General features: G+C 53.3%; 19 protein-coding genes. 8 read left to right on the top strand and 11 right to left on the bottom strand.

Going from position 1 to position 23,378, the window contains the following annotated elements; genetic code table 11:
* Positions 1-8 precede the first annotated feature (8 nt).
* Positions 9-1,388, bottom strand: a complete 1,380-nt coding sequence (locus tag ACZ1HV_RS01815) for a sensor histidine kinase (RefSeq protein ID WP_472717139.1) — start codon at positions 1,386-1,388, stop codon at positions 9-11.
* Complete coding sequence (locus tag ACZ1HV_RS01810) at positions 1,385-2,056, bottom strand: response regulator transcription factor (RefSeq protein ID WP_472717138.1); 672 nt, start codon at positions 2,054-2,056, stop codon at positions 1,385-1,387. The genes ACZ1HV_RS01815 and ACZ1HV_RS01810 overlap by 4 nt, the downstream gene beginning before the upstream one ends.
* A 127-nt stretch (positions 2,057-2,183) precedes the next feature.
* Here ACZ1HV_RS01810 and ACZ1HV_RS01805 point away from each other — a divergent pair, with 127 nt between their 5' ends.
* The 6 genes from ACZ1HV_RS01805 (at position 2,184) to ACZ1HV_RS01780 (ending at position 8,546) form a co-directional block, all read left to right on the top strand.
* Positions 2,184-3,290 carry a tricarboxylate transporter gene (locus ACZ1HV_RS01805; RefSeq protein WP_472717137.1) on the top strand — a complete coding sequence of 369 codons (1,107 nt, stop codon included), beginning with the start codon at positions 2,184-2,186 and terminating at the stop codon, positions 3,288-3,290.
* Positions 3,291-3,366: 76 nt separating this feature from the next.
* Positions 3,367-5,394 carry a tripartite tricarboxylate transporter permease gene (locus ACZ1HV_RS01800; RefSeq protein ID WP_472717136.1) on the top strand — a complete coding sequence of 676 codons (2,028 nt, stop codon included), beginning with the start codon at positions 3,367-3,369 and terminating at the stop codon, positions 5,392-5,394.
* A 65-nt stretch (positions 5,395-5,459) separates the two neighbouring features.
* On the top strand, positions 5,460-6,551 hold the full coding sequence (locus ACZ1HV_RS01795) for a 4-oxalomesaconate tautomerase (RefSeq protein ID WP_472717135.1): 1,092 nt from the start codon (positions 5,460-5,462) through the stop codon (positions 6,549-6,551).
* Positions 6,552-6,592: 41 nt separating this feature from the next.
* Complete coding sequence (locus ACZ1HV_RS01790) at positions 6,593-6,832, top strand: hypothetical protein (RefSeq protein WP_472717134.1); 240 nt, start codon at positions 6,593-6,595, stop codon at positions 6,830-6,832.
* Positions 6,829-7,800 carry a D-2-hydroxyacid dehydrogenase family protein gene (locus tag ACZ1HV_RS01785; RefSeq protein WP_472717133.1) on the top strand — a complete coding sequence of 324 codons (972 nt, stop codon included), beginning with the start codon at positions 6,829-6,831 and terminating at the stop codon, positions 7,798-7,800. The genes ACZ1HV_RS01790 and ACZ1HV_RS01785 overlap by 4 nt, the downstream gene beginning before the upstream one ends.
* A 206-nt stretch (positions 7,801-8,006) precedes the next feature.
* Positions 8,007-8,546, top strand: coding sequence for a GNAT family N-acetyltransferase (locus ACZ1HV_RS01780; protein ID WP_472717132.1), 540 nt, complete (start codon positions 8,007-8,009; stop codon positions 8,544-8,546).
* Between the two features lie 158 nt (positions 8,547-8,704).
* Here the strand turns inward: ACZ1HV_RS01780 and ACZ1HV_RS01775 are convergent, their stop codons facing one another.
* Positions 8,705-10,114 (bottom strand): nucleotide sugar dehydrogenase, encoded by a 1,410-nt coding sequence (locus ACZ1HV_RS01775; protein WP_472717131.1) that lies wholly within the window; start codon positions 10,112-10,114, stop codon positions 8,705-8,707.
* Between the two features lie 480 nt (positions 10,115-10,594).
* On the opposite strand from ACZ1HV_RS01775, the gene ACZ1HV_RS01770 reads away from it, so the two are divergent.
* The gene (locus ACZ1HV_RS01770; protein ID WP_472717130.1) at positions 10,595-11,434 is read left to right on the top strand and encodes a hypothetical protein; all 840 of its coding nucleotides are present in this window, start codon (positions 10,595-10,597) and stop codon (positions 11,432-11,434) included.
* Between the two features lies 1 nt (position 11,435).
* Positions 11,436-12,008 (top strand): NUDIX hydrolase, encoded by a 573-nt coding sequence (locus ACZ1HV_RS01765; protein ID WP_472717129.1) that lies wholly within the window; start codon positions 11,436-11,438, stop codon positions 12,006-12,008.
* Positions 12,009-12,047: 39 nt separating this feature from the next.
* Here ACZ1HV_RS01765 and ACZ1HV_RS01760 read toward each other — a convergent pair whose 3' ends face one another.
* The 8 genes from ACZ1HV_RS01760 to ACZ1HV_RS01725 form a co-directional block, all read right to left on the bottom strand.
* On the bottom strand, positions 12,048-13,538 hold the full coding sequence (locus ACZ1HV_RS01760) for a sigma-54-dependent transcriptional regulator (protein ID WP_472717128.1): 1,491 nt from the start codon (positions 13,536-13,538) through the stop codon (positions 12,048-12,050).
* A gap of 37 nt (positions 13,539-13,575) precedes the next feature.
* Positions 13,576-16,242 carry a PAS domain S-box protein gene (locus tag ACZ1HV_RS01755; protein WP_472717127.1) on the bottom strand — a complete coding sequence of 889 codons (2,667 nt, stop codon included), beginning with the start codon at positions 16,240-16,242 and terminating at the stop codon, positions 13,576-13,578.
* Positions 16,197-17,072: a Tll0287-like domain-containing protein gene (locus ACZ1HV_RS01750; RefSeq protein WP_472717126.1), complete on the bottom strand. Its 876-nt coding sequence runs from the start codon at positions 17,070-17,072 to the stop codon at positions 16,197-16,199. Before ACZ1HV_RS01750 ends, ACZ1HV_RS01755 begins: the two co-directional genes overlap by 46 nt.
* 68 nt (positions 17,073-17,140) lie before the next feature.
* Positions 17,141-19,105, bottom strand: coding sequence for a hypothetical protein (locus ACZ1HV_RS01745; RefSeq protein WP_472717125.1), 1,965 nt, complete (start codon positions 19,103-19,105; stop codon positions 17,141-17,143).
* An 11-nt stretch (positions 19,106-19,116) separates the two neighbouring features.
* The gene (locus ACZ1HV_RS01740; RefSeq protein WP_472717124.1) at positions 19,117-20,625 is read right to left on the bottom strand and encodes an MBOAT family O-acyltransferase; all 1,509 of its coding nucleotides are present in this window, start codon (positions 20,623-20,625) and stop codon (positions 19,117-19,119) included.
* 3 nt (positions 20,626-20,628) lie between these two features.
* On the bottom strand, positions 20,629-21,855 hold the full coding sequence (locus tag ACZ1HV_RS01735) for an SEL1-like repeat protein (RefSeq protein WP_472717123.1): 1,227 nt from the start codon (positions 21,853-21,855) through the stop codon (positions 20,629-20,631).
* A complete protein-coding gene (locus ACZ1HV_RS01730; RefSeq protein WP_472717122.1) occupies positions 21,852-22,067 on the bottom strand; it encodes a hypothetical protein in 216 nt (71 codons plus the stop codon). Before ACZ1HV_RS01730 ends, ACZ1HV_RS01735 begins: the two co-directional genes overlap by 4 nt.
* Entirely contained in the window at positions 22,060-23,328 is a 1,269-nt protein-coding gene (locus ACZ1HV_RS01725) for a hypothetical protein (RefSeq protein ID WP_472717121.1), read from the bottom strand. Before ACZ1HV_RS01725 ends, ACZ1HV_RS01730 begins: the two co-directional genes overlap by 8 nt.
* Positions 23,329-23,378 lie beyond the last annotated feature (50 nt).

The raw sequence follows: 23,378 nt of genomic DNA, 5'->3' as shown, positions 1-23,378 counted from the left end.
GGCTCAAACTATCTTTTGCCGGAAGGGCTGGCTGGCAGCGAAATTTGAGCCGTTAGTCCTGGCTGTCTCGCTGTCAGTTCCAATGATCCGCCATGCCGTTCAGCAACCCGCGACACAATTGGCAACCCAAGGCCGCTGCCGTCACTATTTGCAGACACCTGACCGAAGCGCTGCAACGCGGTCTGGATTTCTTCCGGGTTCAATCCTCTGCCATCGTCCTCGACAAAGATAGAAAGGAAACCTTCGTTCCTTTCGCAAGAAACCGATATCTTTGAGAGTTTTGGCCCGCCATGCTTCAACGCATTGTTAATCAGATTGGCAACCGCTTCCCGCACCATCGTCCTGTCTGCGGTGATTTCCAGGATTTCGTTGCCTGGTGAAGCTTCTAACTCAACGCCCCGATGCGGCATTGATTGAAATTCCGAGACAAGTTCGGCGATCAGGTCCCGCAATGAAAAGTGCTCCTTTTCCGAAGCCGGGCTGATCGACTTCGTACGCTCGTAGGTCAGGAGTTTTTGCGCAAGCTGGCTTGTTTCCTTGGCCGCCTTTACGAGATCGTCAGCCCGCTCCCGCATGGCAACTTCTGATCTTGCCGAGCGGACCGACTCGGCCAGCGCGAGCACGCCGGCCAGGGGATTTCGAAGTTGATGGGCCGCATTTGAAATGAATTCACCTTGCGTCGCCATGGCATCGGAAACCTGCCCAAGCAGCCGGTTAAGTGTCCAAACAATACCCTTAACTTCCACTGGAACCGCGCGTTGGATAGGTTTCAGCTCATCGCCGGATCTAAGGTCAATTGCTTGTTGCAAATCGTTCAAAGGCCGCAGCCCGATCCTGACGCCGAACCAAACGATAAGAGTAAGCGACAGAATAATCGACGAAATGACAATCAGGGACCTTAAAATCAGCGCACGAACAAAGGTGGAGCGGATCTTGACATCCTGCCAGACGGTCGTAGTGAAGATCCCGCTAAAGCCATCCACTTGCATATGAGTACGCATGCGATAACCGCGGACTTCACGCCCCAGATAAACGCCGTTGAAATAAACGGCATTGAGATCTCCGTCTGCCGCGCTCGGAATGCCTGCTGGTGGTGTCGCATATCCGGCTACGATGACGCCGTCGGGTGCATAGACATGATAGTAAACGCGCCCACCGGACGTGTCGGCAAGGATCTTGCGCGTTTCGATCCCAAGCGCATCACCGCTGGAAAGAGCAACGTCATTGGATACGGCAAGAGCAGCCGATTGCAAGCTACGGTCGAAAACATCCCCGGCGGTAAGGCGTGCGTTGTTCAACTGCCAGAAACTCGCTGCACCGGCAACGAAGAGGAGGGGAATGAGAATGATAAGGGTTAGGCGGATGCGAAGAGAATAAGACCTCTTCATGATGTGGTCCTGTTCAGGGAATAGCCGATACCTCTGTGAACGTGGATATTGACACCGTGCGGGCTCAGCCTTTTGCGAAGTCTTGAAACATAAACCTCGATGACCTTTTCATCGGTTTCGCTTCCGGCTCCATAAAGCTGGTCGAGCAGGCTGGCTTTAGAGACGGTGCGGCCATTGGCGTTCAGGAGCGCGGCAAGTAACGCAAGCTCTCTTCTCGGAACTTCCAGAACCTCGTCCCGATCGAAGAGCTGCATTGAGCCTATATCGAACTTGAGCGTACCGATATTTGCCAGTTGCCGAGGCGCCGTTGCTTTGCGCCGGCCAAGCGCGCGAATGCGGGCAGCGAGCTCTTCCATCTCAAATGGCTTGACGAGATAGTCATCCGCGCCCGCGTCAAGCCCCAGGACCCTGTCCTGTGTTTCAGAACGTGCAGTCAACAGGATGACGGGACGGGGGTCTTCCCGCTCTCGAAGTTCAGCCAGGAGCTCTAGTCCGCTCTTGCCTGGCAAATTGATATCAAGAATGATCAAGTCTCCATCTTCCTGTTTCAGGAAGAACTCGGCATCCTCTCCATCATGGAGAATGTCCACAGAGTGCCCCGCATCCCTTAATTGGTAGGCTATGCCTTTGGCGAGGCTCACATTATCTTCGACCAACGCGATCCGCATATTTTTTCTTTTCGATGAAAGCTTGCTGCAAGCTTCGCAGGGAAATCTGGATGCATCAAGCCGCCTTTAGGGCGGTCTGAACGCGCAGCAGTTCAAACCAGATTGACTGCGCCATTGGGAGGAGAAAATGGTTCTTAAAAATCTAGCGCGCAAGCTCGCGCTGAGTGTCATGTGCGCAGCTGGTACTATGGTGCCAGCGCAAGCAATTGCCGAAGATCTTGATCTGTCAGGGAAAACTGTAGAATGGGTAATCCCGTTCTCCGAGACAGGAGGATCGGCAAAATGGGCAAACTTCTACGCCCCCTTGTTGAGTGAAGCGCTGCCAGGCACCCCGACGGTCGTTGTCAAATTTATGCCGGGTGCCGGTTCCACAAAGGGTGCCAACTGGTTCCAGAACCAGAAATTCGGCGACAGCGAAGGCACTGTGATTTTCGGATCCTCCGGTTCGACGCAATTTCCCTATCTGCTCGGTGACCCCCGGGTCCGCTACGAGTACAAGGATTGGAACGTTGTCCTTGCATCAGGAACGGGCGGTGTAGCCTATCTCCCCCCGGACCTAGCCGATAAAATGAATGGCAACGATGCCGGTGCGCTTCGTGAAACGGACTTCATCTACGGCTCTCAGGGAGCAACGCGGCTTGATCTTGTGCCTTTGCTGGCGTGGGAAATGCTCGGTTTGAACGTGGAGCCTGTCTTCGGCATCAAAGGCCGAGGCGACGGACGGCTTATGTTTGAACGCGGTGAAGCGAATATCGACTACCAGACGTCTTCTTCCTATCTGAAAGGCGTTACACCATTGGTTGAAGCCGGAACTGCTGTCCCGATGATGAGCTGGGGTGCATTGGACGCAGAAGGCAACATTGTCCGCGATCCAACTTTTCCGGATATGCCGACTTTCAAGGAAGTCTGTGAAGCGACAGATGGTTGCGAAACGTCTGGTGCCAAGTGGGATGCCTGGAAAGCCTTCTTCATTGCTGGCTTCCCGGCTCAGAAAATGGTGTTTCTTCCAAACGGCGCTTCTCAGGACGCCATCGACACCTATTCAAAAGCCTTCGAAGCCGTCAAGGCACGTGGAGATTTCGCTGAAATATCGTCGGGTCGCCTCGGAAAATATCCGCAAATGACCGGTGCAGAAGCGGACGGGGCTCTGAAGAGCGCGACGGAAGTTCCAGATAGCGCCAAGGAATTTGTCGTTGGCTGGTTGCAAGAGCGCTACGGCGTCTCGCTGAAATAGGCCGAACGGACCCTCGGCCCGCCCGGACTTGACCGGACGGGCACTCCAGAATTTCTTTCAAATCAGAGACGATCCAGTGGACATTCTCGGTACCGCTATGCCGGCGCTCGCCCAGGCCTCAGCGATGATCTTTCAGCCAGCAGTTCTCGGATACCTCGCCCTTGGCGTGGTAATGGGCTTATGCATCGGTGTCTTTCCTGGGCTGGGGGGCATTGCCGGCTTGTCGCTGCTGCTGCCCTTCATGTTCGGCATGGACCCAGTTCTTGGCCTTGCGCTGATGATTGGCATGGTCGCGGTTGTGCCGACATCCGATACGTTTGCCTCCGTGCTTATGGGCATCCCCGGATCTTCTGCGTCTCAGGCAACAGTCCTTGACGGTTTTCCACTTGCGAAAAAGGGCGAAGCAGCGCGCGCCCTGTCTGCAGCCTTTGCATCGTCCCTGTTCGGCGGTCTGGTTGGCGCCGCGTTCCTCACGGTTTTCATTCTGGTTGCAAGGCCCATTGTGCTTGAATTTCGCACACCTGAGTTGTTGATGATCACATTGTTTGGTCTGTCGATGGTCGGCATTCTGGCCGGACAGGTTGCCATCAAAGGCATCGTCGCCGCTGGCCTAGGTTTGATGGTTGGCACGATCGGCGAAGGCGACAGCGCCGGTGCCCTGCGCATGGCCACGTATGACATGCCCTATCTCACTGATGGCCTGAAACTCGTCATCGTTGGCCTCGGTATTTTCGCCATCCCGGAAATTGTTGCTCTTCTTCGCCAGGACCGCGCGATTTCCGAGCGCTCAATGCTCGGCGGCGGCTGGCTGCACGGCGTGCGTGACTGGTTTGCCAATATCTGGCTCAGCGTGCGCTGCTCTCTCATAGGCGTCACGGTCGGCGTCATCCCGGGGCTCGGCGGTTCCGTGGTTGATTGGATCGCCTATGGCCACACCGTCCAGACGTCCAAAGACAAATCAAAATTCGGCAACGGTGATGTGAGGGGGGTCATCGGACCGGAAAGCTCCAACAACGCCAAGGAAGGCGGCGGTCTGGTGCCGACATTGCTCTTCGGAATACCCGGATCGGGATCAATGGCGGTTTTCATCGGTGCCGTTGCATTGCTCGGCTCAGGTCAGATCGAGGTAGGCCCCTCGATGCTGAAGAACAATCTTGACGTCACCTACGCGATTGTCTGGCTTCTGGCTCTGGCAAATGTAGTCGGCACGGTCATCTGCATTCTGGGATCCGGTGGCATAGCACGATTGACCACCATTCCCTTCGCTTTGCTTGCCCCATTCCTGTTCATGATCATTTCGTTCGCCGCGTTCCAGTCAGGTCAGAACCTGATGGATCTGGTCGCGCTTTTCGCCATAGGTCTTCTCGGCATCCTGATGCGGCGTTTCGACTGGTCACGGCCGGCGTTCCTGATTGGCTTTGTGCTCTCCAACCCTGCGGAAACCTATGCCAACCAGGCAGTGCAAATTGCCAGTTCGAGGTTCCGCAAAGGGTTTGCGGAAGGCATGGAATATATATTCTCGCCCATCGTGATCATTCTTATTCTGGTGACGATCGTGTCCGTCGTGGTCGGATTGCGCCAATCGAAGAATATCCGCGCCGAAGGTGATGTTGCGACTGGCACGAAGCGCGCGCCTCTTATCTTCCTGATGGCCATCCTTGGTTATCTCGCATTTGCCTTCACCAATGCATCGCTGATCCCGGATTACGCGTCAGCAGACAGGGTATTCCCGCAATTCATCGGGCTGGTCTCAATCCTCGGATGCATCATTTTGCTGTTTCAGATGCGCGGTGCGAGCGAAAGTCACGCGCTCTTCTGCGACAGTGAAGCAGGCAATTCGGAAGACAACCGACACGGGCTTTGGAGCACGCTGGCATGGTTCGCCGGCCTGCTGATCCTGACTTCCCTCATTGGTTTCATTCTCGCACTTGCCGTTTTCCTGGTTGCCTTCATCCACTATCGCGCAAAACGCAGCTTTGCTTACGCCGCCACCTACGGCGCCTGCGGCATTGCATTCATGTGCTGCATGGCCTGGCTTTTAAACCGCGATTTCCCGCCGGGCCTATTGCAGTCCTTCGCAAAACTTCCATGGCCACTGACGTGAAGACGACCAGTCGACACTCCGGTGCAACCGGCCAATGCAGTTGATCTGATCAGGGAGACGGCCGAATGATCCAGACATCTACCCCTTTCATTTTCATGCGCGGCGGTTCTTCGCGCGGGCCTTACCTCAAGCGAAGCGACCTGCCACAGGATCTGGATGTCCTGTCGAAAGTGCTGACCTCAATTGTTGGGTCCGGACACCCATTCAACATCGATGGGATTGGAGGAGGCACGGCCGTCACGACCAAGGTTGCCATGCTGTCAAAATCCGAGGACGATTGGGCAGATGTCGACTATTTTTTCGCACAGGTTGGTGTTGAAGAAGAGCTGGTCGATTTCAGACCCTCCTGCGGAAATATTCTGGTGGGTGTCGGCCCTGCAGCAATCGAAATGGGCCTGGTGGATCCGAGTGGCGACGTGACAGAAGTAAAGATCAGAGCCGTCAATACAGGAATGCTTGTTTCCGAAATCGTGCAAACCCCCGGTGGCGTCGTTCAGTACGACGGCGATGCTGCAATCGACGGTGTTCCGGGTACCGCAGCTCCGATCCAGCTTCAATTCATGAAGGTGGAAGGAAGCCTGACCGGAGCCTTGTTCCCGACAGGGCATACACAGGAAATCATCAATGAGGTCCCGGTAACTTGCATGGATGTTGCCATGCCTATGGTCATCGGTCTCGCCCGTGACTTCGGCCTGACCGGCGAAGAAAGCGCGGAAGATATCGACAAGAACACTGGCCTTTTTGAGAAGATGGAAGCCGTCCGGCTGATTGCCGGGGAGCGCATGGGTCTTGGAGATGTCCGAAAATCCGTGACGCCGAAATTCGGATTGCTGTCGGAACCAAAGCACGGCGGAACGGCATCAGTACGCTACTTCATGCCCTGGAACTGCCACCCCACTTTGGCTGTCACCGGATCCCAGTGCCTGGCTTCCTGTCTGTTAGCTCCCGGCACGGTCGGCGAAAGGCTCCTCACTGAACGACCGGCCACACCAGCAACATTGCAGCTTGAGCATCCGATGGGCAAAATGGAAGTGCTGATAGACTACGAAATTCAGCAGGGGCGATTCAACGTCAAGTCGGCGGGATTGCTCAGAACCGCGCGCAAACTGGCGACAGGTGAGGTGTTTGTGCCGGCAACTGTCTGGTCGCGAAACTGACGAAATTGCCAATCATCGAGTTCCTCAAACGGGTGCACAACATGAAGACCGAATACGATGCACATATCGAGGCTGCAACACTTGAACTTCAGATCGCGCGACAACAGATTACCGATGAAATCAAGAACTACCCAACGCCTGTTGCCGGTTGCGACCTTCAGTACAACGTTCTTTTGTCCAAACGAATGCAGGTGACAAGAGCGCTGCATGCCATGAGCTCCGAGGTGTTTGTTCCCACTCCAAGAACCCTTGTTGCAGGAGGCGGCGTGGAAAGTCGATGAAAGTACATATTCTTGATGACTGGTTTGACACACTGAGCAGCTTGCCCTGTTTTGACAAACTTGACGGCCATGACGTCACTGTCTGGACCGATCATGTTGAAAACGCCTCAATCCTCGCTGACCGTCTTCAAGAGGCTGACTGTCTAGTGCTCTTCCGCGAGAGAACCAGGATTACCGAGGAGCTTCTAAACAAGCTCCCGAACTTGAAACTAATCTCCCAGCGAAGCGTTTACCCACATATCGATGTCTCCGCATGCACACAAAATGGCGTGCTTCTTTGCTCCAACATGCATTCAGACACCCCGTCTTATGCCGCGGCGGAACTGACGTTGGCCGTGATGCTTTCAAGCTTTCGCCAAATTCCGGAACAGGTTGCTTCCATACGCCGTGGAAACTGGCAAATGGGCGTTGGTCGAACCCTGCGCGGTCGCACGCTTGGGCTTTATGGGTATGGGCGTATAGCAAAGGCGGTCGCCACTTATGCGCAAGCCATTGGCATGAATGTTCAATGGTGGTCGTCCGAGAATGGCAGAGAGCGGGCTAGGACTGACGGTGTTCAACTCGCAGAAAGTCGGGAAATCTTTTTTTCAACGTCGGATATCGTTAGCCTGCATGTCAGGCTGAAACCTGAAACACGCGGGATCATTACAGAGCAAGATCTGGCATCCATGAAACCGCGCTCGCTTCTGGTCAACACGTCCAGATCAGGCCTTATCGCACCGGGCAATCTGGAAACCGAGATTGCCAAAGGCCGCATCTTTGCGGCAGTTGACGTCTTTGACAATGAACCGCTGACGGATATCGGCAATCCGCTTTTGACCTCACCAAACGTATTGCCAACGCCACATATAGGCTACGTCACCGAAGATGAATTCAACCTTCAGTTTTCTGATATTTTCGATCAGATCGTCGCATATGCGGAAAACAAGCCCATTCACATGATCAACCCGGAAGTTTGGATATCCTGATGGTGTAAACGAGACCTCATTGGCCTCGAATTCCAATTCACAACCTTCGATATTGGTCTCTTGCTGGATACATGGCTTAAGATATCCCGTCCTGATTGCGGTACCCGAGGACTTTAGGCAAAATTCAAATCTGCGGACTCGACTGATATTTATTTTGAACCGGTTCGATTGCAGCAACTTGGTATGACCTGAGCAGAGGGCTTCCTGTGGAGTTTTTAGTAAACGCGAGCGGCCGCGAAAGCGACATTTGCAAACTCTTCGGCAACGTTTTTGCAGAAGCAGAAGGGGCTGAAGAAGGCGAACTGATCGGGCGACTGTCGCGTGATCTCATGCAGGAAACTGCCTCGGATGACCTCCATACGTTCTATGCCGTTCACAAAGAAGAAGTCGTCGCTGCTATCATGTTCTCCCGGATGGTCTTCGACCAGGATGAGCGCGATGTATTCGTGCTAGGGCCTGTCGCGGTTGCAACCGCACACCAAGGTGAGGGGATTGGTCAAAGTCTCATAAGCTTTGGTCTAGAAACACTCGCACAAGCCGGTGTTGAGGTTGCTTTGACCTACGGTGATCCGAAATTCTATTCTCGGGTCGGCTTCGAACCGATTACCGAAGAGGATGTGGCTGCGCCATTCAAGCTGCAATATCCATTCGGTTGGCTTGGGCAATCCCTGACGGAAACACCTCTGACGTCCATCAAGGGATCTTCTCGGTGCGTTTCAGCGATTGGAAAGCCGATCTATTGGTGAATCCCGGTCATTGAAGAGCGGTCCTGACCAATTGGACCTCGTGAAACCGCAAGCCAATGTGATGACAGCTTTGCCAGGCGCTTGGCCTGGCAAAGAGTATCCGCTCCCTTTCTTAGGTGGGCGATGGGGCGAAAGGGAGCGGATGGGAGTGTGCGGTCCTACCAACCAATTCCCGTGTAATTGGAAGAGGCAGGGAGCGGAGCTGAAATGCGGACAAGGTCCACAATCACCGCGTCGTCTTTTTTGGACTCCAGCACACTCCGAAGACCTGGAATTTTTTGCGATACGATGATCGCATCAGCTTGTTCGACTGCTTCTGCGGCAGCCTCTTTCAAGAATTTCGGCAGGTCTTCAACGACGTCCTTAAGGTGAGGAGCTGCATATTGCATGTAGTCGAATTGCTGCTTGATATGCGGTCCCGGCTGAATTGCAGGATCAAAAGCAGTGACTTCGACGCCTCTGTTCTTGAGTTCCGCAATTACCTCAAGTGCCGGGCTTTCCCTCAGGTCGTCAGTGCCCGGCTTGAAAGCAACGCCCAGGATCGCAACCTTTTTCGCACCGCTTCGTTCAACAAGATCCACCGCTTGGTCGATTTGTTTCTGGTTGGACGGCATCAACGCATCAATCATTGGCAGGTCGACTCCAAGTTTGTCGGCCAGGTGACTGACTGCCCGGACCTCCTTGGGAAGGCAGGAACCGCCAAAAGCAAATCCCGGCTTCAGGTAGTAAGGAGAAAGGTTGAGCTTCGTATCCTGAACGAAAATGTCCATGACGGCGTGACTGTCGATGCCCATTGGTTTGCAAAGCCGGCCAACTTCGTTTGCGAAACAGACTTTTGCAGCATGCCAGACGTTGTCGACGTATTTCACCAGCTCGGCGACTTCAACGGTTGTCACAATAGGGGACGTGTCGACCGGCTCGTAGATTTTCGAAAGAACCTCTGCGGTCTTGGTATCCGTAACCCCAATCACAGTTTTGGGCGGCTCATGAAAGTCTGCGACTGCCGTGCCTTCCCGCAAGAACTCCGGATTGAATCCTATTCCAAAGTCAATGCCGGCAACCTTGCCTGAATGCCGTTCGATGATCGGCTTCATGATGTCCAGTGTGGTGCCAGGTGGAACCGAACACCGAAGAACCACCACATGAAACGCGGTTTTGTCAGCGAGTGCTTCACCAATCCCTTTTGCAACTGCCTCGATCGCTCGCGTATCACAGCCACCGTCCTTGCTGGTCGGCGTGCCAACGGACACGAAGGTTACATCCGTTTCACGAACAGCTCTTTGAAGGTTGGTCGTTGCAGACAGGAGGTCTTCAGAAACACCGCGCGTCAAGAGTTCGGAGAGGCGGTCTTCATGAATTGGGCTATTGCCCCAGGCTATTGAGTCGACTTTCTTCTGGTCGATATCGGCACCAACAACACGGTGTCCGAGAGAGCTGAGACAGGCGAGGGATACCGCACCGACATAACCAAGCCCAATTACACTGATCGAAGCTTTTGGCTCTGCAATGCTGAAAGGGAGGGTGTCGATTTTCTGAGCTGTGTTGAGGTTGCCGATATACATGTTCATCTGTTTTCTCCTGGAAACATCGTTCTGGGATACAGAGAACAAGGACCGTGCCAATTCGAGCGAATCCTATTTTCATTATTAAAAACAGATAGTTATATTTTTTCAAGATGATTGAATTAATGTTGGCACTTCCGAAAATCAAAAAATACGAATTCGATTTTGCGCAAATTGAAAACTTTTAAGGGCAGCCGAGTTCAGACGTCAGTACCGATCGATAAATCGGTCTTGTTCCACAGCCGCCATACACACGCGTATTTATAAAGAGCACCGCAAATGCATGCAGGCAGTTCGTGCTTTGCAAATTCAGATGACGCAATTGCCGTTTCGCAAAGTCAAAAGTCATACGACCATAATAGACAAATGCCAAGTACAGCTTACCTAATTGTTTTTATTTAGCTTTTGGGAATATTTTTTCCAATCCAATAACTGGCGAAGTCCTTGCAACTGCTTCAACAAACCCTTTCTAGAGGAGAAGCAAACATGTTTCCGAAACCAGTATTCGCCCCAGTCGGCCGTGTGTCCGGACCGGTCACAGGCACCGCAAACCGACTGAATGATGTCTTTCTTTTGGATTTGGACGCGCTGGTAAGAAACGATCAAGCGCACTTAGAGTACGGCCTGGCAAACTATCTCGATGATTTCGCAAAGTTGCGTCCTTGTTATCTGCTGAGCCGATCCAGCTACAACGATGTTTTGCTGCGCTTACCTGAAAGGCTTATCAGGTCATTGACCGGCGTCTTTGCCAACTCCGGCGCGGAACTCTGGTCTCAAAACGAAGTCATGATCAGGCATGAGCATGACTTTTCCGACGATCTCTTCGAATTCGTTGCGAAAGTTGTGCAGCAAAGCAATTATCCAGCCAAGAGAACGCCAACAATAGAATGCGGTCCGGCATCACTCCGTATTTGCCTTGCGGGCACCAACAGCACTGCCAGGCAAATCGAGAATTACAGGATCTGGGAAAGCGAGCGCGGTGAACTGACGGTCATTTTGGACGAGTTCAGTGCCCGTTTCCCGAACTATGAAGTCTATAGGGATACAGACCACAGCCTATTGATCATGCCGGGCACATTCAACAGCTCGATCGTTCGCAATCATCTCATCAAGCGGCACAAATCAGCGCGATTGATTGCTTATCTCAAGCATCGCTCCGTCAGCAGCTTTGCCCGGCCATTGCACAGCTCATTTTCCGGTGCAGACATCAGCACGGTCGTTGGTGGTCCCTGCGACGTCAGTCAACTTTTGAGCTACGAAAAACGCTGTATGTCCGGACACGAATACCTCTGCAAGCTACCGACTTCCATTCTCGAGGAGGCCTGAGATGCGTGCCTTGCAGTCCAAAACCCGCGACATGACCGGTTGGTCGATACTGGACAGCCGAAAGGTCTTTGAAGCCGGCGACCGCCTTCGCGTGCTACGCCAGACGATCAGTCTGCCGGACAGCCGCATCGTGGACGACTACTATCAGATCGATCTGCCGTCGTTTGCCAGCATCTATGCTGTCACGGAACAAAATGAAGTACTCATCCTGAAGCAGTACAAACACGGAGTGGGGGAGACATGTCTCACTTTGCCTGGCGGTCAAATTGATGCCTGTGAAGACCCTGAATTTTCGGCGCGACGGGAATTGCTTGAAGAGACTGGTTACGGTGGAGGAAAATGGGTTGCGGCCCCCACAATGGTGCTCCACGGCAATCAGAAGATCGCCAAATCGCATGTCTTCATTGCCAGTCACGTAATCAAATTGAGTGAGGCAAACTCGGGAGATCTGGAAACGTCGACATTGCTGACTGTTCCTCGCAAAGAAGTCAAACGGTCGATGCTGAGCGGAAAAACTCCAATTGCCTCACACGTCGCTGCAATCGGTCTGGCGGAAATGTATCTTGAAGACTAGCAATCAACGGCTAAACGGGAACTGACAGTCAACCGACAGTCAGTTCTCCATTTCCTGGGAGACTGAACCTTCGCCATCATTTGCAAGGGACTGAGTTTCCTCATCTTCCTGAGCTGCCCATATTTCCTTCTTCCTGTAGAGCGTTGACGGACTGACCTCAAGAACTCGAGCCGTTTTCGGCAAACTACCGCCACAAGCATCAATTGTTGCTTCTATAAGCTGCCGCTCAAGAGTTTCGTAGGACTGCCCGAGCAAAAGCGTGATATTCGGCCAATCGCCGGTTACGCCGTTTTCTGCAGTAAAGGACCGGTTTAGCAATTGTGGTGCCTGACGAGGAACGACGACAGTCTCACGAGCAGTATTGGGAACGCGGCCAGCCAACGTAGACAACATATCGGCTTCGACGATCGGTCCCTCGTTCAAAACAACGAGGTTGCGTATCGTGTTCTGCATTTCTCGAACATTCCCGGGCCAGGAATGACCCATGAGCATTTCTTCCGCTTCGACCGAAAATCCCTCGAATGCCTTCTGTTCTTCCTTGCCAAACTGCAGCAGGAAATGACGAGCGAGTTCCAATATGTCTGCGCCTCTTGCACGAAGCGGAGGCAGACCGATCGGCAACACGTGAAGCCGGTAGTAAAGATCTTCACGAAAGCGGCCTGCTTCGACCTCTTCCAATGGATCTCTGTTTGTTGCACAGACAATCCGCACATCAACCTTCTTCAGCGTGTCGCTACCGACTTTCTGCACCGTACCGCTCTGTAAGAACCGAAGAAGTTTCGCCTGGAGGTTCAGTTCCAGCTCGCAGATTTCATCCAGAAACAACGTTCCGCCATCAGCCCTTGCCGCGGCACCATCCCGGTCTGAGGTCGCGCCGGTGAACGCCCCTTTAACATGGCCGAAAATCTCGGACTCGATAAGATCCTTGGGAATTGCAGCGCAATTGAGTGGTACGAAAGGCCTTTTGGAACGTGGGCTGGACTTGTGGATGGCCTCGGCACAAACTTCCTTGCCAGTTCCGCTTTCACCGGTGATGAAAACAGATGCGTTTGAGCGGGCAACACTCTCGATCATCTTGTAGACAGCCGTCATGGGCAGGGATGAGCCGACAAACCCGTGATTGGTTTTCTGGGTCGTTGGCTTCCGGACTTCTTCGACGACTTCGGTTAGCGTTTCACGCTCAAGCGCATTGCGTGTCGTCGTTACCAATCTTTCTTCGGCGACGGGTTTGACCAAAAAGTCGTAGGCTCCAGCCTGCATCGCCTCGACAGCCGTCTTGATCGAGCCTGAACTGGTCACGACAACCACTGTGACGGGCAATTGTTCGTCACCAATCATAGTCAGGACATCATGTCCGTTCATGTCCGGTAACTGCAGATCCAGAAGGACAACGCTGATACCGCCCTTGCGCAATCGGTCTATGGCATCCCGACCGGTTTCGACATGTAGCGTGTCAATACCGGCTCGAGACAGTTGATGGCCATAGACAGTGGCCAACGGGAGTGCATCTTCTACGATCAGAACTTTCAACTCACACTCCTCCGGGCGAACGGGACACAAATAGCTTTCAAATGGATAAAGTGATGCCCATTTCGTCAGCTAAAGCTTTCACTTCCCCTAACGTTCTGTCACATGTTTCTTCCAGTTCATCCAACCTGGACATGGCAGCTGATGACTTGTTGTCTCGTGCGAGGGTGTTGATTGCCGCGGCAATGTTTGTCAGATCGCCTGCACCAAAGGTTCCAGCAACACTCTTGAGCGCGTGGGTCGCGCGTTCAAGTTTCTCCAAATCATCATTCTCGACAGCCAGTTTCGCAGCTTCACGTCGCTTGGAAGTATCCTCTATGAATTGGGTGAGAAGCTTCTTTTGCAGTTCTTCAGGCATGGTGCTCAGAATTTCACGGGCAGCCGACAGACTACTTTCATCGTTGCCTTGAATATCATCAGCTCCCTGATCTCCACGCGGACCGACATTTGATGAAATGCAGGCGAGCAAGTCTTCTTTCTCGACGGGCTTGGCCAGAAAGTCCGTCATCCCGGCCGCTATGAACCGCTCGCGATCACCCCTGAGAGAATAAGCGGTCAAGGCAACGATGGGGGTGTTGGCGTTTCGGCGCCCGCTCTTGATCAGTTTGCTTGCTTCCAGACCATCCATTTCGGGCATCGAGATATCCATCAAGATGCAGTCATAGTCCCGTTTTTGTGCGGCTTGCACGGCTTCCTTGCCGTTGTTGGCAATGTCTATGTCGCACCCTGCATTTTCCAGCGTGTGACTGACAACAATCTGATTTGTCGCATTGTCTTCTGCCAGCAGTATGACCAGCCCCTCGGGAAAGTCTGTTTCTGGATTTTCATAAGAAGTCTCGTCAATGGCCGTCTGATCATCAGCAAGTTCTATTGGAATAGCGAAGTGGAAAGTGCTGCCGGCCCCCGGCAGACTTTCTAACGTCAATTCACCGCCCATCAACTGGGTAATCTGATTGCAGATCGCCAACCCTAGGCCCGTGCCACCCTGTTTTTTGGTATAGCTGCTGTCGACGGTGACAAATTCAGCAAAGAGGCTTTCGTGCTTGTCTTTCGGAATTCCGATGCCTGTGTCTTTGACAGAAAAGCGGAAAGTCGGGCGACGCACATCGTCTGAAGCAATTTCGACAGTCACCTCAACTGAACCTATTTCGGTAAACTTGATCGCATTCGAGACGAGGTTCAAAACAACCTGCCGAAGGCGGCCAGCGTCGCCAACCACAAGAACCGGCACATCTTCTGGATAGTTCAGGAACAGTCCCAATCCCTTGTCCTGAGCAATCGGTTTGAAAAGATCCATAACGCTCTTGACCAACGTGTTCAGGCGGAAGGGGGCATGCTCCAGTTCCATGCGTCCGGCTTCAAGCTTGGAGAAGTCGAGAATATCGTTGATGAGCTCCAGCAGTGAGCGCCCAGATTCTCTTGCGGTTTTGACATAGGTTTTCTGTGACGGATCAAGATCGGTATCCCGCAACAAGCTCAAAATACCGAGCACTCCGTTCATGGGTGTGCGAATCTCATGGCTCATCATGGCCAGGAACTTCGCTTTAGCCTCATTCGCAGCCTCGGCCTTTTCCTTGGCGTCCCTCAAAGCGGCATCGGCAGCCTTTCGTTCGGTGATGTCGCGCACATATCCCAGGAACAAAGGCCCTTCGGCTCCTTTGGTATTGCGTATGGCCAGTTCCACGATGATTTCGTGACCCTCTTTGTGAAGTCCTTCAATTTCGATTCTTTTGCCGAGAACCGGGCCTTCTCCTGTCTCCAGAAAACGTTCCAGTCCGGAATCATGCATCTGTCTGTATTTTTCTGGAATGATGTAGTCGGACATCTTTTGACCAATGATGTCATTAGCCGACCAACCGAATACGTCCTCGGCTGCCGGACTGAAATCCAGGACAATGCCTTCGCCGTTCATGACGATCACGCCATCGAAGGAAGCATCCACGACGTTGCGCAGAAGGTCCTGACTGCGCCTTAGTTCTTCTTCGCGTTTTTTGAGTTCTGTTATGTCGACACGAAATCCGACAAGACCACCTTCGCTGGTACGCGATTCAATCACGCGAAGCCATCGTCCATCATCCAGATGCTGCTCCATGGGTGCGCCAGGGTTACGATGACGTTCCATGCGCAAGGCAACCCATTCCTCTAGCACATGGTCGGACACTTGATATTGACCGCGCTTCGCGCCGCCTCGGATAATGTCTTCGAACTTCTTGCCTGGCTCGATCAGATCCGCGCTTCTGTTGTAGAATTCCTTGTATTTGCTGTTGCACAAAACAAGGAGATCATCGGCATCATAGAGAACGAAGCCATCTGGAAGAGACTCGATTGCATCGACGAGCCGGGTTTCAGCCTGCTTCAGCTTCTCGGCTGCTGCCTTTTGAGCCGTCAGGTCTCTGAGGATTGCCGTGTAGATGTTCGCAGAACCGGATCTGGACTTGGTAAGAGACAACTCTACCGGCGTTTCGCGCCCGTCCATGCGTTTGCCAATTGATTCAAAACGCATTCCGGCTGCAGCAATCTCAAGGGGCTGTGTGCCCTTGTTGCAGCATTCAAATGGAAGGTCGGAGTTTTCGGTGTCGGGTAGAAGATCGCAGATTTTCAGGTCGACAAGTTCCGCAGGTTGCTTTGCTCCGAACATCTCACAGGCCGCCGGGTTTACACTCAGGATCTTGCCATCGGTCCCGATAGAAAGAACGCCTTCCAGCATGGTCTCAAGAATTGCACTGACCTGTGCTTCACCGGCCTCTGCACGACGGGTAGCCGCAACGAGGGCTTCGTTTTTCTCCTTTCTGCGGTCGCCATGTCCGAAAGACGCTTGGTTGCCCGCTGTCGTTGATTTGAGAGCACAAGTGTCAACGCGACGGCGGCAACAAATGCAACTGCAAGCATGAACATCAAATTGTTGATGGACGTGAAACCTGTTCCAAATAGAGCGCTCGCCGGTATGACGACTTCCTGTAATCCTCGAATGTCATCAATTTCCCAGTCCTGTTTGGGCGATTGAGGATGTGTGTTGTGACAGGCAACGCAGCTTCCTTCCATGCGCACTGCCGTGGCACTCCGGAAAACTGCGCCGAAGTCCCTCTGTTCGAGCCGTTGAAAGGGTTGATCCGGATTTTCCTGCAGCGCCTTCAGCGCTTCTCTTTCAAAATCATCCAGTTGACGTCCGGTGCGCCAGGGCCACGGATATTCGGAGAGCATCCTTATTGTGCTTTCCGACCCCTGGCGGCTGAGCTCCTCCTCAAGGGCCAGTGTCATGGACACCGGGGCAGGTATCGTCAGTTCCTTGTCGTGATACTCATGACTGACGCTGACGTCAGATGAATAGAGTTTGTCGATGACTTCCCGGGAATAAAACGACCGGGTTGCGGTCAGAAGATCAGACTGTGCCTTTGCCGCCGCTGACAGGTCCGCTGTTCGCGTCTTTTGCCCGAAATCAACCGCAAGCACGTAAGCCGCGATGGCGGAAGCGGAGATGAAGATCAGAACCAGCCAGAATGTTGCATCTTGGCTCATCTGTTTAATCCAGGTGCGCATGGTTTTCGTCCTTCGCTCCGCCGTCTTCGAGCCCGCAACCTTGGGAGGGCTCTGGGGATCATGCCTGCTCATGGTTTATAAAAATTCGATTTTTTGAAAAATTCCCCAGGCGTGATTTCACTTTCACTCCGTGCCTCTGATTGTCGAAGTTGAAAGAAGGGATTCTCGGTCAGATAAGACTGCCAACTCTCATAGGTAAGTTGCCGTTCCCGCCGGCAAATATCGGCACAAACGAAGATGTCCACTGTCAGGTGAAACGGCTCATCAGGGTCGAAAAGCGCCACATAAGCGTAGAGAGCGTCGGCGGAGCGCGCGCCAGGCACCGGGCTCTTCATCGCTGCCTTGAAACGGTCGGTTGCAAAGTTCGCCCAACCACCGGATGGAAACCATCGACCGGAGCGCGGGCCTTTGCCGTCAAGGTCGCGAGGCGTGTCCGTGCCGAATGACAGCAGATAATCAAGACGATCTCCGACCGAGCCTTTACCGTCTATCAGATCTTGATCCACAAGCCGGCCAAGGCTCAGCAGACTAATGCCGGCATGGCCGGTGTCTTCAAACCGTTGTTTTCGAAATTGCTCATCATCCAAGCCCTTTTCCCGATAATAGGCATCAGGCCAATATCGCCATAACGCCCCGTTCGAGGTGGATTTCCAGGAATTCAGGTACAGCATCGCGATCTCATGGGCGCGCAATTGCAGGGCATCATCGTTGATACGGTCCAGAACCTCGGCAAAGGCAATTTGCCAATTCCAGGGTGCGACGGAACCTGCAAAACGGAACCCGTCATTCTCGTCGATCCTGTAAAGGCCGGTTTCTGCGTCCATTTGAGGTTCGAAGTGTTTTACGAGGCACATGGAAGCTGCGGTTATCCGGTAAGCAAGATGTGTTGGACAGGCAGACCCAAGTAGGTCGCAGCTGGCAGAAAGAGCATTTGAAATCATGGCCTGATTGATCATGAGACTGAGCCGTTTACCCGGCTCTGAGCCATAAATCGTTGAACTCCAGCCGCAAGAAGGATTGTTGGATCCTGCGCGCCCGGTCTTGCCGTCGCTTGCTGAAAGGCTCAAGCGGATCGACTTGCGAGCCAAGTCGGAAAAAACAGATGCACCTGTCTTGGCATAAAGGGTCGCCAACGCTCTCAGCCGATAACTTTGATTCCAGCTTTGCAGGCCTTCCGCATCAGACGAACACGCTCTCACTTCGCCTGTTTGCGAAAGCAGGAGGCCATTCAGAGCAAAGTGAAAGTATTTGGCAGCAGATGTACCATCTACGACAGCGACAGTTTCCCCCTCGCTCAGCTTGAATGCCTTGGGCATCGTTACAAAGTCCGCATCGGGATCGGAAATTACTGGCAATCCAATCTCGCCTGATTGCAGCGAAATTCGGTAGATGCCTTTGCGATCGTCACCATCACAGTCAAGCCAGGACCAAAGAATATTGTCCTTGAGACGCAATCGACCGGGCTTGCAACTCCCGAAGTCCACAAGCTCTTCCCGGTCGGTCGTAATGTCACCGTTTGAGTTCCGGCGATATCGGAAAAGTTTCGTCGCCTGGTCTGTCCGCTCTTCAAGAACAGCCACATCTCCGGTCCGGACCTGGAGCAACTTGACTGCAGAGCCACGTTTCCAGGTCAGCACAACCTGACCGTCTTGCAGCAACTCCGTCTGCTTATCACCGGTTTTCCATTTGCGAAGTGCAAACAGAGAGCCGCCTCTTGAAAGCTTGAGGCTGCCCAATCGGGCCTCGCCAGCAACGGTGCTGATCCATGTGACGGGGATCTTGTTCAACGTGACTGCCGGCGCATCATCACCAGGCATTTTCTCAGCAACCAGTTGATGGTGACCTGCTTGTGACACTTGTTCAAGACACTGGCCGGAGACGCCTTTTCTCGATACCTCTCCAGACTTCAGGTCAACGCTTATCCCTTGAGCGGGGAGGACGAGCTTGTCGGCTGCTGAACCCTTATAAGGTTCTGCTGCCCAAGTAGGACAACAGAACATCAGGATCAACGGGAACAATAAGCAAATTCGCATGTCTTGCTCCATCAGAAGTTGAAGTAGATGAATTCGGTCATTTCAGCCAAACGATAGGTCTGGATGAGAGCAACACCGAACAGAATGGAGACCGCAGCAGCCCACCCGGCGTTTGGTTGCCAGCGCACCGGAAAAAACCCTTCGCTGCGTCGCTGAGCGGCAAACTTCTTGAGGCCGAGAATAGGGTTGTACTTTTCCGTGAATTCGATGGAATTCGGGAGCAGAAACACTATCGCTGCGAGACAGATCAGACCGGCCCAAATCGGTGCAGTTCCTGTTACCAGACCTTCCCACAGCTTGGGTTCGTAGACCGTCGACAACCCGGTCATACCGTGAAGAATATTCGTGGCACCTGCAAAGCTTTCCGCACGGAAGAACACCCAGGCGACGACAACGGCCAGCAAGGTAAGCGCTCGGGAAAGAAAGAGACCGACTGGCCGAGGCAGCACATTCGGTACATAGCCCTTTTCTGACAGTGCAGACCAGCCGTGATTGATAGCAAGATAGGCTCCGTGAAGGCCGCCCCAGAAGACAAATGTCCAGCTGGCACCGTGCCACAGTCCGCCAAGCAGCATAGTGATCATGAGATTGGCATAACGACGCACCGGACCAGAACGGTTTCCGCCAAGTGGAATATAGAGGTAATCCCGCAGGAAATGGGAAAGCGTGATGTGCCAACGACGCCAGAAGTCGGAGATGCTGGTCGCCTTGTAAGGGGAGTTGAAATTCACCGGGAGACGAATCCCGAACATTCTGGCAAGGCCCAGTGCCATGTCGCAATATCCCGAAAAATCGAAATAGAGCTGGAACGTATAGGCCAGTGCACCGATCCAGGCCGCTTCGAAGGGCACACCGCCGGTTGTTTCCGCAAGGTTGAATACGCCATTGGCGTAAGGTGCAATGCCGTCTGCAAGAACAATCTTCTTGAACAACCCAATAGCGAACAGCGTGCCGCCAACCGCGAGGTTCAAGACCAGTTTGTTGCGGAAGACCGGCAGTTTGAACTGCGGGATCGTTTCCTTCTGCATGACGATCGGACCGGCGATCAGCTGTGGAAAGAAAACGACAAACAGCATGTAGCGTGGAAAGTCACATTCAGAGATTTCGCCCTTGTAGGTATCAACCAGAAAGGAAATCTGCTGGAAGGTGAAGAACGAAATCGCGAGCGGCAGCGCAAGATGCAACAGTGGAATATCCGCGCCGGACATCAAGTTCGCATTGCCGATAAAGAAGTCGGCATATTTGAACACCGCGATGAGTGCCAGGTTGAAACAAATGCCGGCAATCAGGATGAACTTGTCGCGGATCTGCCTCAGGATGCGGTGAAATCCGTAGTTGATGACCACGGACCCCAGAAGGAGGGGCAGGTATATGGGTGTCCACCACGCATAAAACACGAGTGATGCGATGGTAAGCCACCATACGATGCCGTTTTCCCAACCCCAATGCCGCAGCAAAAGGTAGCCGACAAGAACCGGCGGCATGAACAGATACATGAATTCCAATGAACTGAAGACCATGACTTAGCCCTCCGTCTTGCTTTGATTGGGTTGAGTTGAACGCTCGATAACCGTGAGATTTGCCTCATCGGTTTTTTGAATTTCCTTCAGGAGACGAGCGCTGCCTTGATGTCCTCGGTCCGCACCTTTGCCTGCGAGTTCCAGGGCTTTCGTCCGGTCTTGCGGAACATGTTGCCCAACGGCGTAAAGCCTGCCGAGTTCTTCCATTGCACCTGGATGTCCGACATCAACACCACGCTCGAAAAAGTCGACTGCCTCTTGGCTGGGCAATCCGTAGACTTCCCTCAAATGCAGTCTGCCAAGCGCGGTAAGTGCTCCGCCATGCTCAGCCTTTGCTGCTAACCGCAACCAATTGAGGGCGTTTTGAATGCTGTCCTCATCAGGGTCGCTAGCCAGGATCATCTGGCCCAAGTCGTGCATTGCGCCTGCATCCCCGAGATCGGCAGACCTCAAGAACCAGTCTTTCGCCTGTGAAAGATCCGCCGGCAAAAATTCTCCGTCACGGAAGATGCGGCCAAGCGTCTTGGCTGAGCTAGCAGATCCGTCCCGAGCTTTCTTTTCCAGACCCTCGATTGCTCTGCTCGCCCAAAAGGCGGCTCTTTCCGGGTCGGCAATGGTGCCGTATCTGCCAGTCAACAAAATACGAGCATAGTTGATGGTGGAAGACGGATAACCGTGAATGGCAGCCTGTTCGTAGTGGTCAAACGCTGCAGGAAGGTTTCGCTCGGTGCCGATGCCACGCTCATAATGCTTGGCAAGCTGTACATGCGCCTTGGGATAGTCCCAGACCAACGCCTTTTTGAACCACTGCAGGGCTATCTCCGCACAGCGCTCCCCTGAGGAACGCTGAAAAAGGCGCCCCAGCTCATAAGCGGTTTCACCCCTGAAGCTGAAGGAATACCGAACTGCTTCCATAAAGATCAACCGAGCCTGTGCAAGGTCCGCGTCAACGCCCCAGCCGTTTTTGTAAGCCCGGCCCAAGTGATAGAGCGCAACTGGGTGTCCATCATTGGCAAGCTGCGTAAGCAGGTCCGCTGCAGCGTCCCATCGTCCGACTTTCTGCAGTCCACGCGCTTGCTTGATCATTTCTTCTATTGTCGGGTCGATACGCTCGGACTTGACCTTCGCCGGTACAACATCGCCGGAAAGGGCAATCGCACCTGAAACGCCGAAAACTGTACCAAGCAGCATCAGTTTCCAGATCGACAATCTCTTGGCGGTCCTGGTCATTTTTGCATCTCCGGATCAACAAAGCGGTCAAAGTTTCCGGTGCAGGACTGGCACGACATTGCGTTTGATCTGTCGAAAAGCCATTCGACTTTTTCTGGCACCAGGTGGTCATCGTTTTGACCGGCAACGAGAAATGAAACAGTTGCGGCTCCGATCATGAAGCCGGTGAAACCGAACATCAGATCGCTCATGAGATTGAGTTTTTTACCCATTTTTCCGCCTCCAGATCCGGCAGGAGCTACCTTCCAGAAGCGTCAGGGTTCCTTCGCTGTGGCTGTTCTTGACGTCATTGCTGGAGACGGGACACGCCAGACCCTTGCGGCGCCCGATCGCTTCGGCCTTGTGCTCGCTGTTACTGCTCGTCAACAGAACAAGCTCGCCGACAATCTTGCGCGCGGGATCAGAACCGAAATGATAAGCGTCGGTGAAATTGTTCAACTCCCGCGTGAATGGGGCGTCGAAATCAAAGTCGACAACCATGGCCAGTTCGGACAACCTCTCCCTGAACTTGTGGTTTGCTGTCGACAGTCCGAAATCGGAAATCCTGCGCTGCATTTCAGCAATGGTCGGAGGGATCAAAAAAATGAGTTCGACGTCATTTTCGGTGCTCCAACGAGCGATTTCCTCAACCTTCTCCCAGAGATCGTCCGATTGCTTGAAACGCCTCCAATCAGCGGCTCCGTTGGTTCCGACCTGTTTTGCAAAGAGCTGAGGAAGATCACGATCGATGGTGATCTCCGGCCAGTATCTGGCCCAGTGTCCAAACCCGAGGCCGCCATGGCGATGGATCGCCGGCAGAACGAGTGTTCCGTTCGGTGTGGTGAGAACGCATTCGTCACAGAGCGCTGGATCAAGCAAGGCTTCGACACTCAGCATGTCACGCCCGCCGAACTCGGCAGCGTTCGCGCTTTGGACAGGCCAAAGGGAAATGTCGTTCAATGACGTGAAGACAGAAGGATATCTGTCCTTCAGAAGCGTCCAGCCGGTTTTGGCGACAAACCAGTTCGTGTAGTAGGCGAATGGATTGTTCGCTATCGAAATCGCTTCTGGAACACGGTTCATGCCACCTTTGAAACGCGCATCCATGCTGCGCAGGGGCAGGCTGACAATCAGTGTTTCGAGTTCGACGTTGTTCCGCAGGTAGTCGAAAGTGTCGTAGATTTCGTAGACGGTCGCACCGCCATAGGCAAAATTGTAGACATCGTTGCGCCCCAGCTCTTGCCAATAGCGGTCTTGCAGTGCTCGAGCGCGGCTGTCGCCCAGGACAACCGTTGAGGCCTTGATGCGTGGATACTCGATCATTTTGTAAAGTGGGTAGTGCGCCTTGACGCTGATTTCCTGCTTGTCGAGCCCCAGGTCGAACGTTCTGTTGTGATCATAGGCGTCAACAACCGTATTGAACGCAACGGGACCAAGGGCAATGATGCCGGTTAGTGCCAATGCTGCGGTGTAGACTTTCGGTCTCAGTTTCATCTGAAGGCCTCCGAATTAAGTTGCTGCCACTACAGAAACAAAACTCAGGC

The organism is Roseibium sp. JB4-4 (genome assembly GCF_055693425.1).
This window is presented reverse-complemented; position numbering and strand designations above follow the sequence as displayed.

Bases quoted from the DNA above. Each gene is read 5' to 3' on its own strand.
- ACZ1HV_RS01815 (WP_472717139.1), bottom strand. From the start codon at position 1,388: ATGAAGAGGTCTTATTCTCTTCGCATCCGCCTAACCCTTATCATTCTC.
- ACZ1HV_RS01810 (WP_472717138.1), bottom strand. From the start codon at position 2,056: ATGCGGATCGCGTTGGTCGAAGATAATGTGAGCCTCGCCAAAGGCATA.
- ACZ1HV_RS01805 (WP_472717137.1), top strand. From the start codon at position 2,184: ATGGTTCTTAAAAATCTAGCGCGCAAGCTCGCGCTGAGTGTCATGTGC.
- ACZ1HV_RS01795 (WP_472717135.1), top strand. From the start codon at position 5,460: ATGATCCAGACATCTACCCCTTTCATTTTCATGCGCGGCGGTTCTTCG.
- ACZ1HV_RS01790 (WP_472717134.1), top strand. From the start codon at position 6,593: ATGAAGACCGAATACGATGCACATATCGAGGCTGCAACACTTGAACTT.
- ACZ1HV_RS01785 (WP_472717133.1), top strand. From the start codon at position 6,829: ATGAAAGTACATATTCTTGATGACTGGTTTGACACACTGAGCAGCTTG.
- ACZ1HV_RS01775 (WP_472717131.1), bottom strand. From the start codon at position 10,114: ATGAACATGTATATCGGCAACCTCAACACAGCTCAGAAAATCGACACC.
- ACZ1HV_RS01770 (WP_472717130.1), top strand. From the start codon at position 10,595: ATGTTTCCGAAACCAGTATTCGCCCCAGTCGGCCGTGTGTCCGGACCG.
- ACZ1HV_RS01765 (WP_472717129.1), top strand. From the start codon at position 11,436: ATGCGTGCCTTGCAGTCCAAAACCCGCGACATGACCGGTTGGTCGATA.
- ACZ1HV_RS01755 (WP_472717127.1), bottom strand. From the start codon at position 16,242: ATGCTGGAAGGCGTTCTTTCTATCGGGACCGATGGCAAGATCCTGAGT.
- ACZ1HV_RS01750 (WP_472717126.1), bottom strand. From the start codon at position 17,072: ATGCGCACCTGGATTAAACAGATGAGCCAAGATGCAACATTCTGGCTG.
- ACZ1HV_RS01745 (WP_472717125.1), bottom strand. From the start codon at position 19,105: ATGCGAATTTGCTTATTGTTCCCGTTGATCCTGATGTTCTGTTGTCCT.
- ACZ1HV_RS01740 (WP_472717124.1), bottom strand. From the start codon at position 20,625: ATGGTCTTCAGTTCATTGGAATTCATGTATCTGTTCATGCCGCCGGTT.
- ACZ1HV_RS01735 (WP_472717123.1), bottom strand. From the start codon at position 21,855: ATGACCAGGACCGCCAAGAGATTGTCGATCTGGAAACTGATGCTGCTT.
- ACZ1HV_RS01730 (WP_472717122.1), bottom strand. From the start codon at position 22,067: ATGGGTAAAAAACTCAATCTCATGAGCGATCTGATGTTCGGTTTCACC.
- ACZ1HV_RS01725 (WP_472717121.1), bottom strand. From the start codon at position 23,328: ATGAAACTGAGACCGAAAGTCTACACCGCAGCATTGGCACTAACCGGC.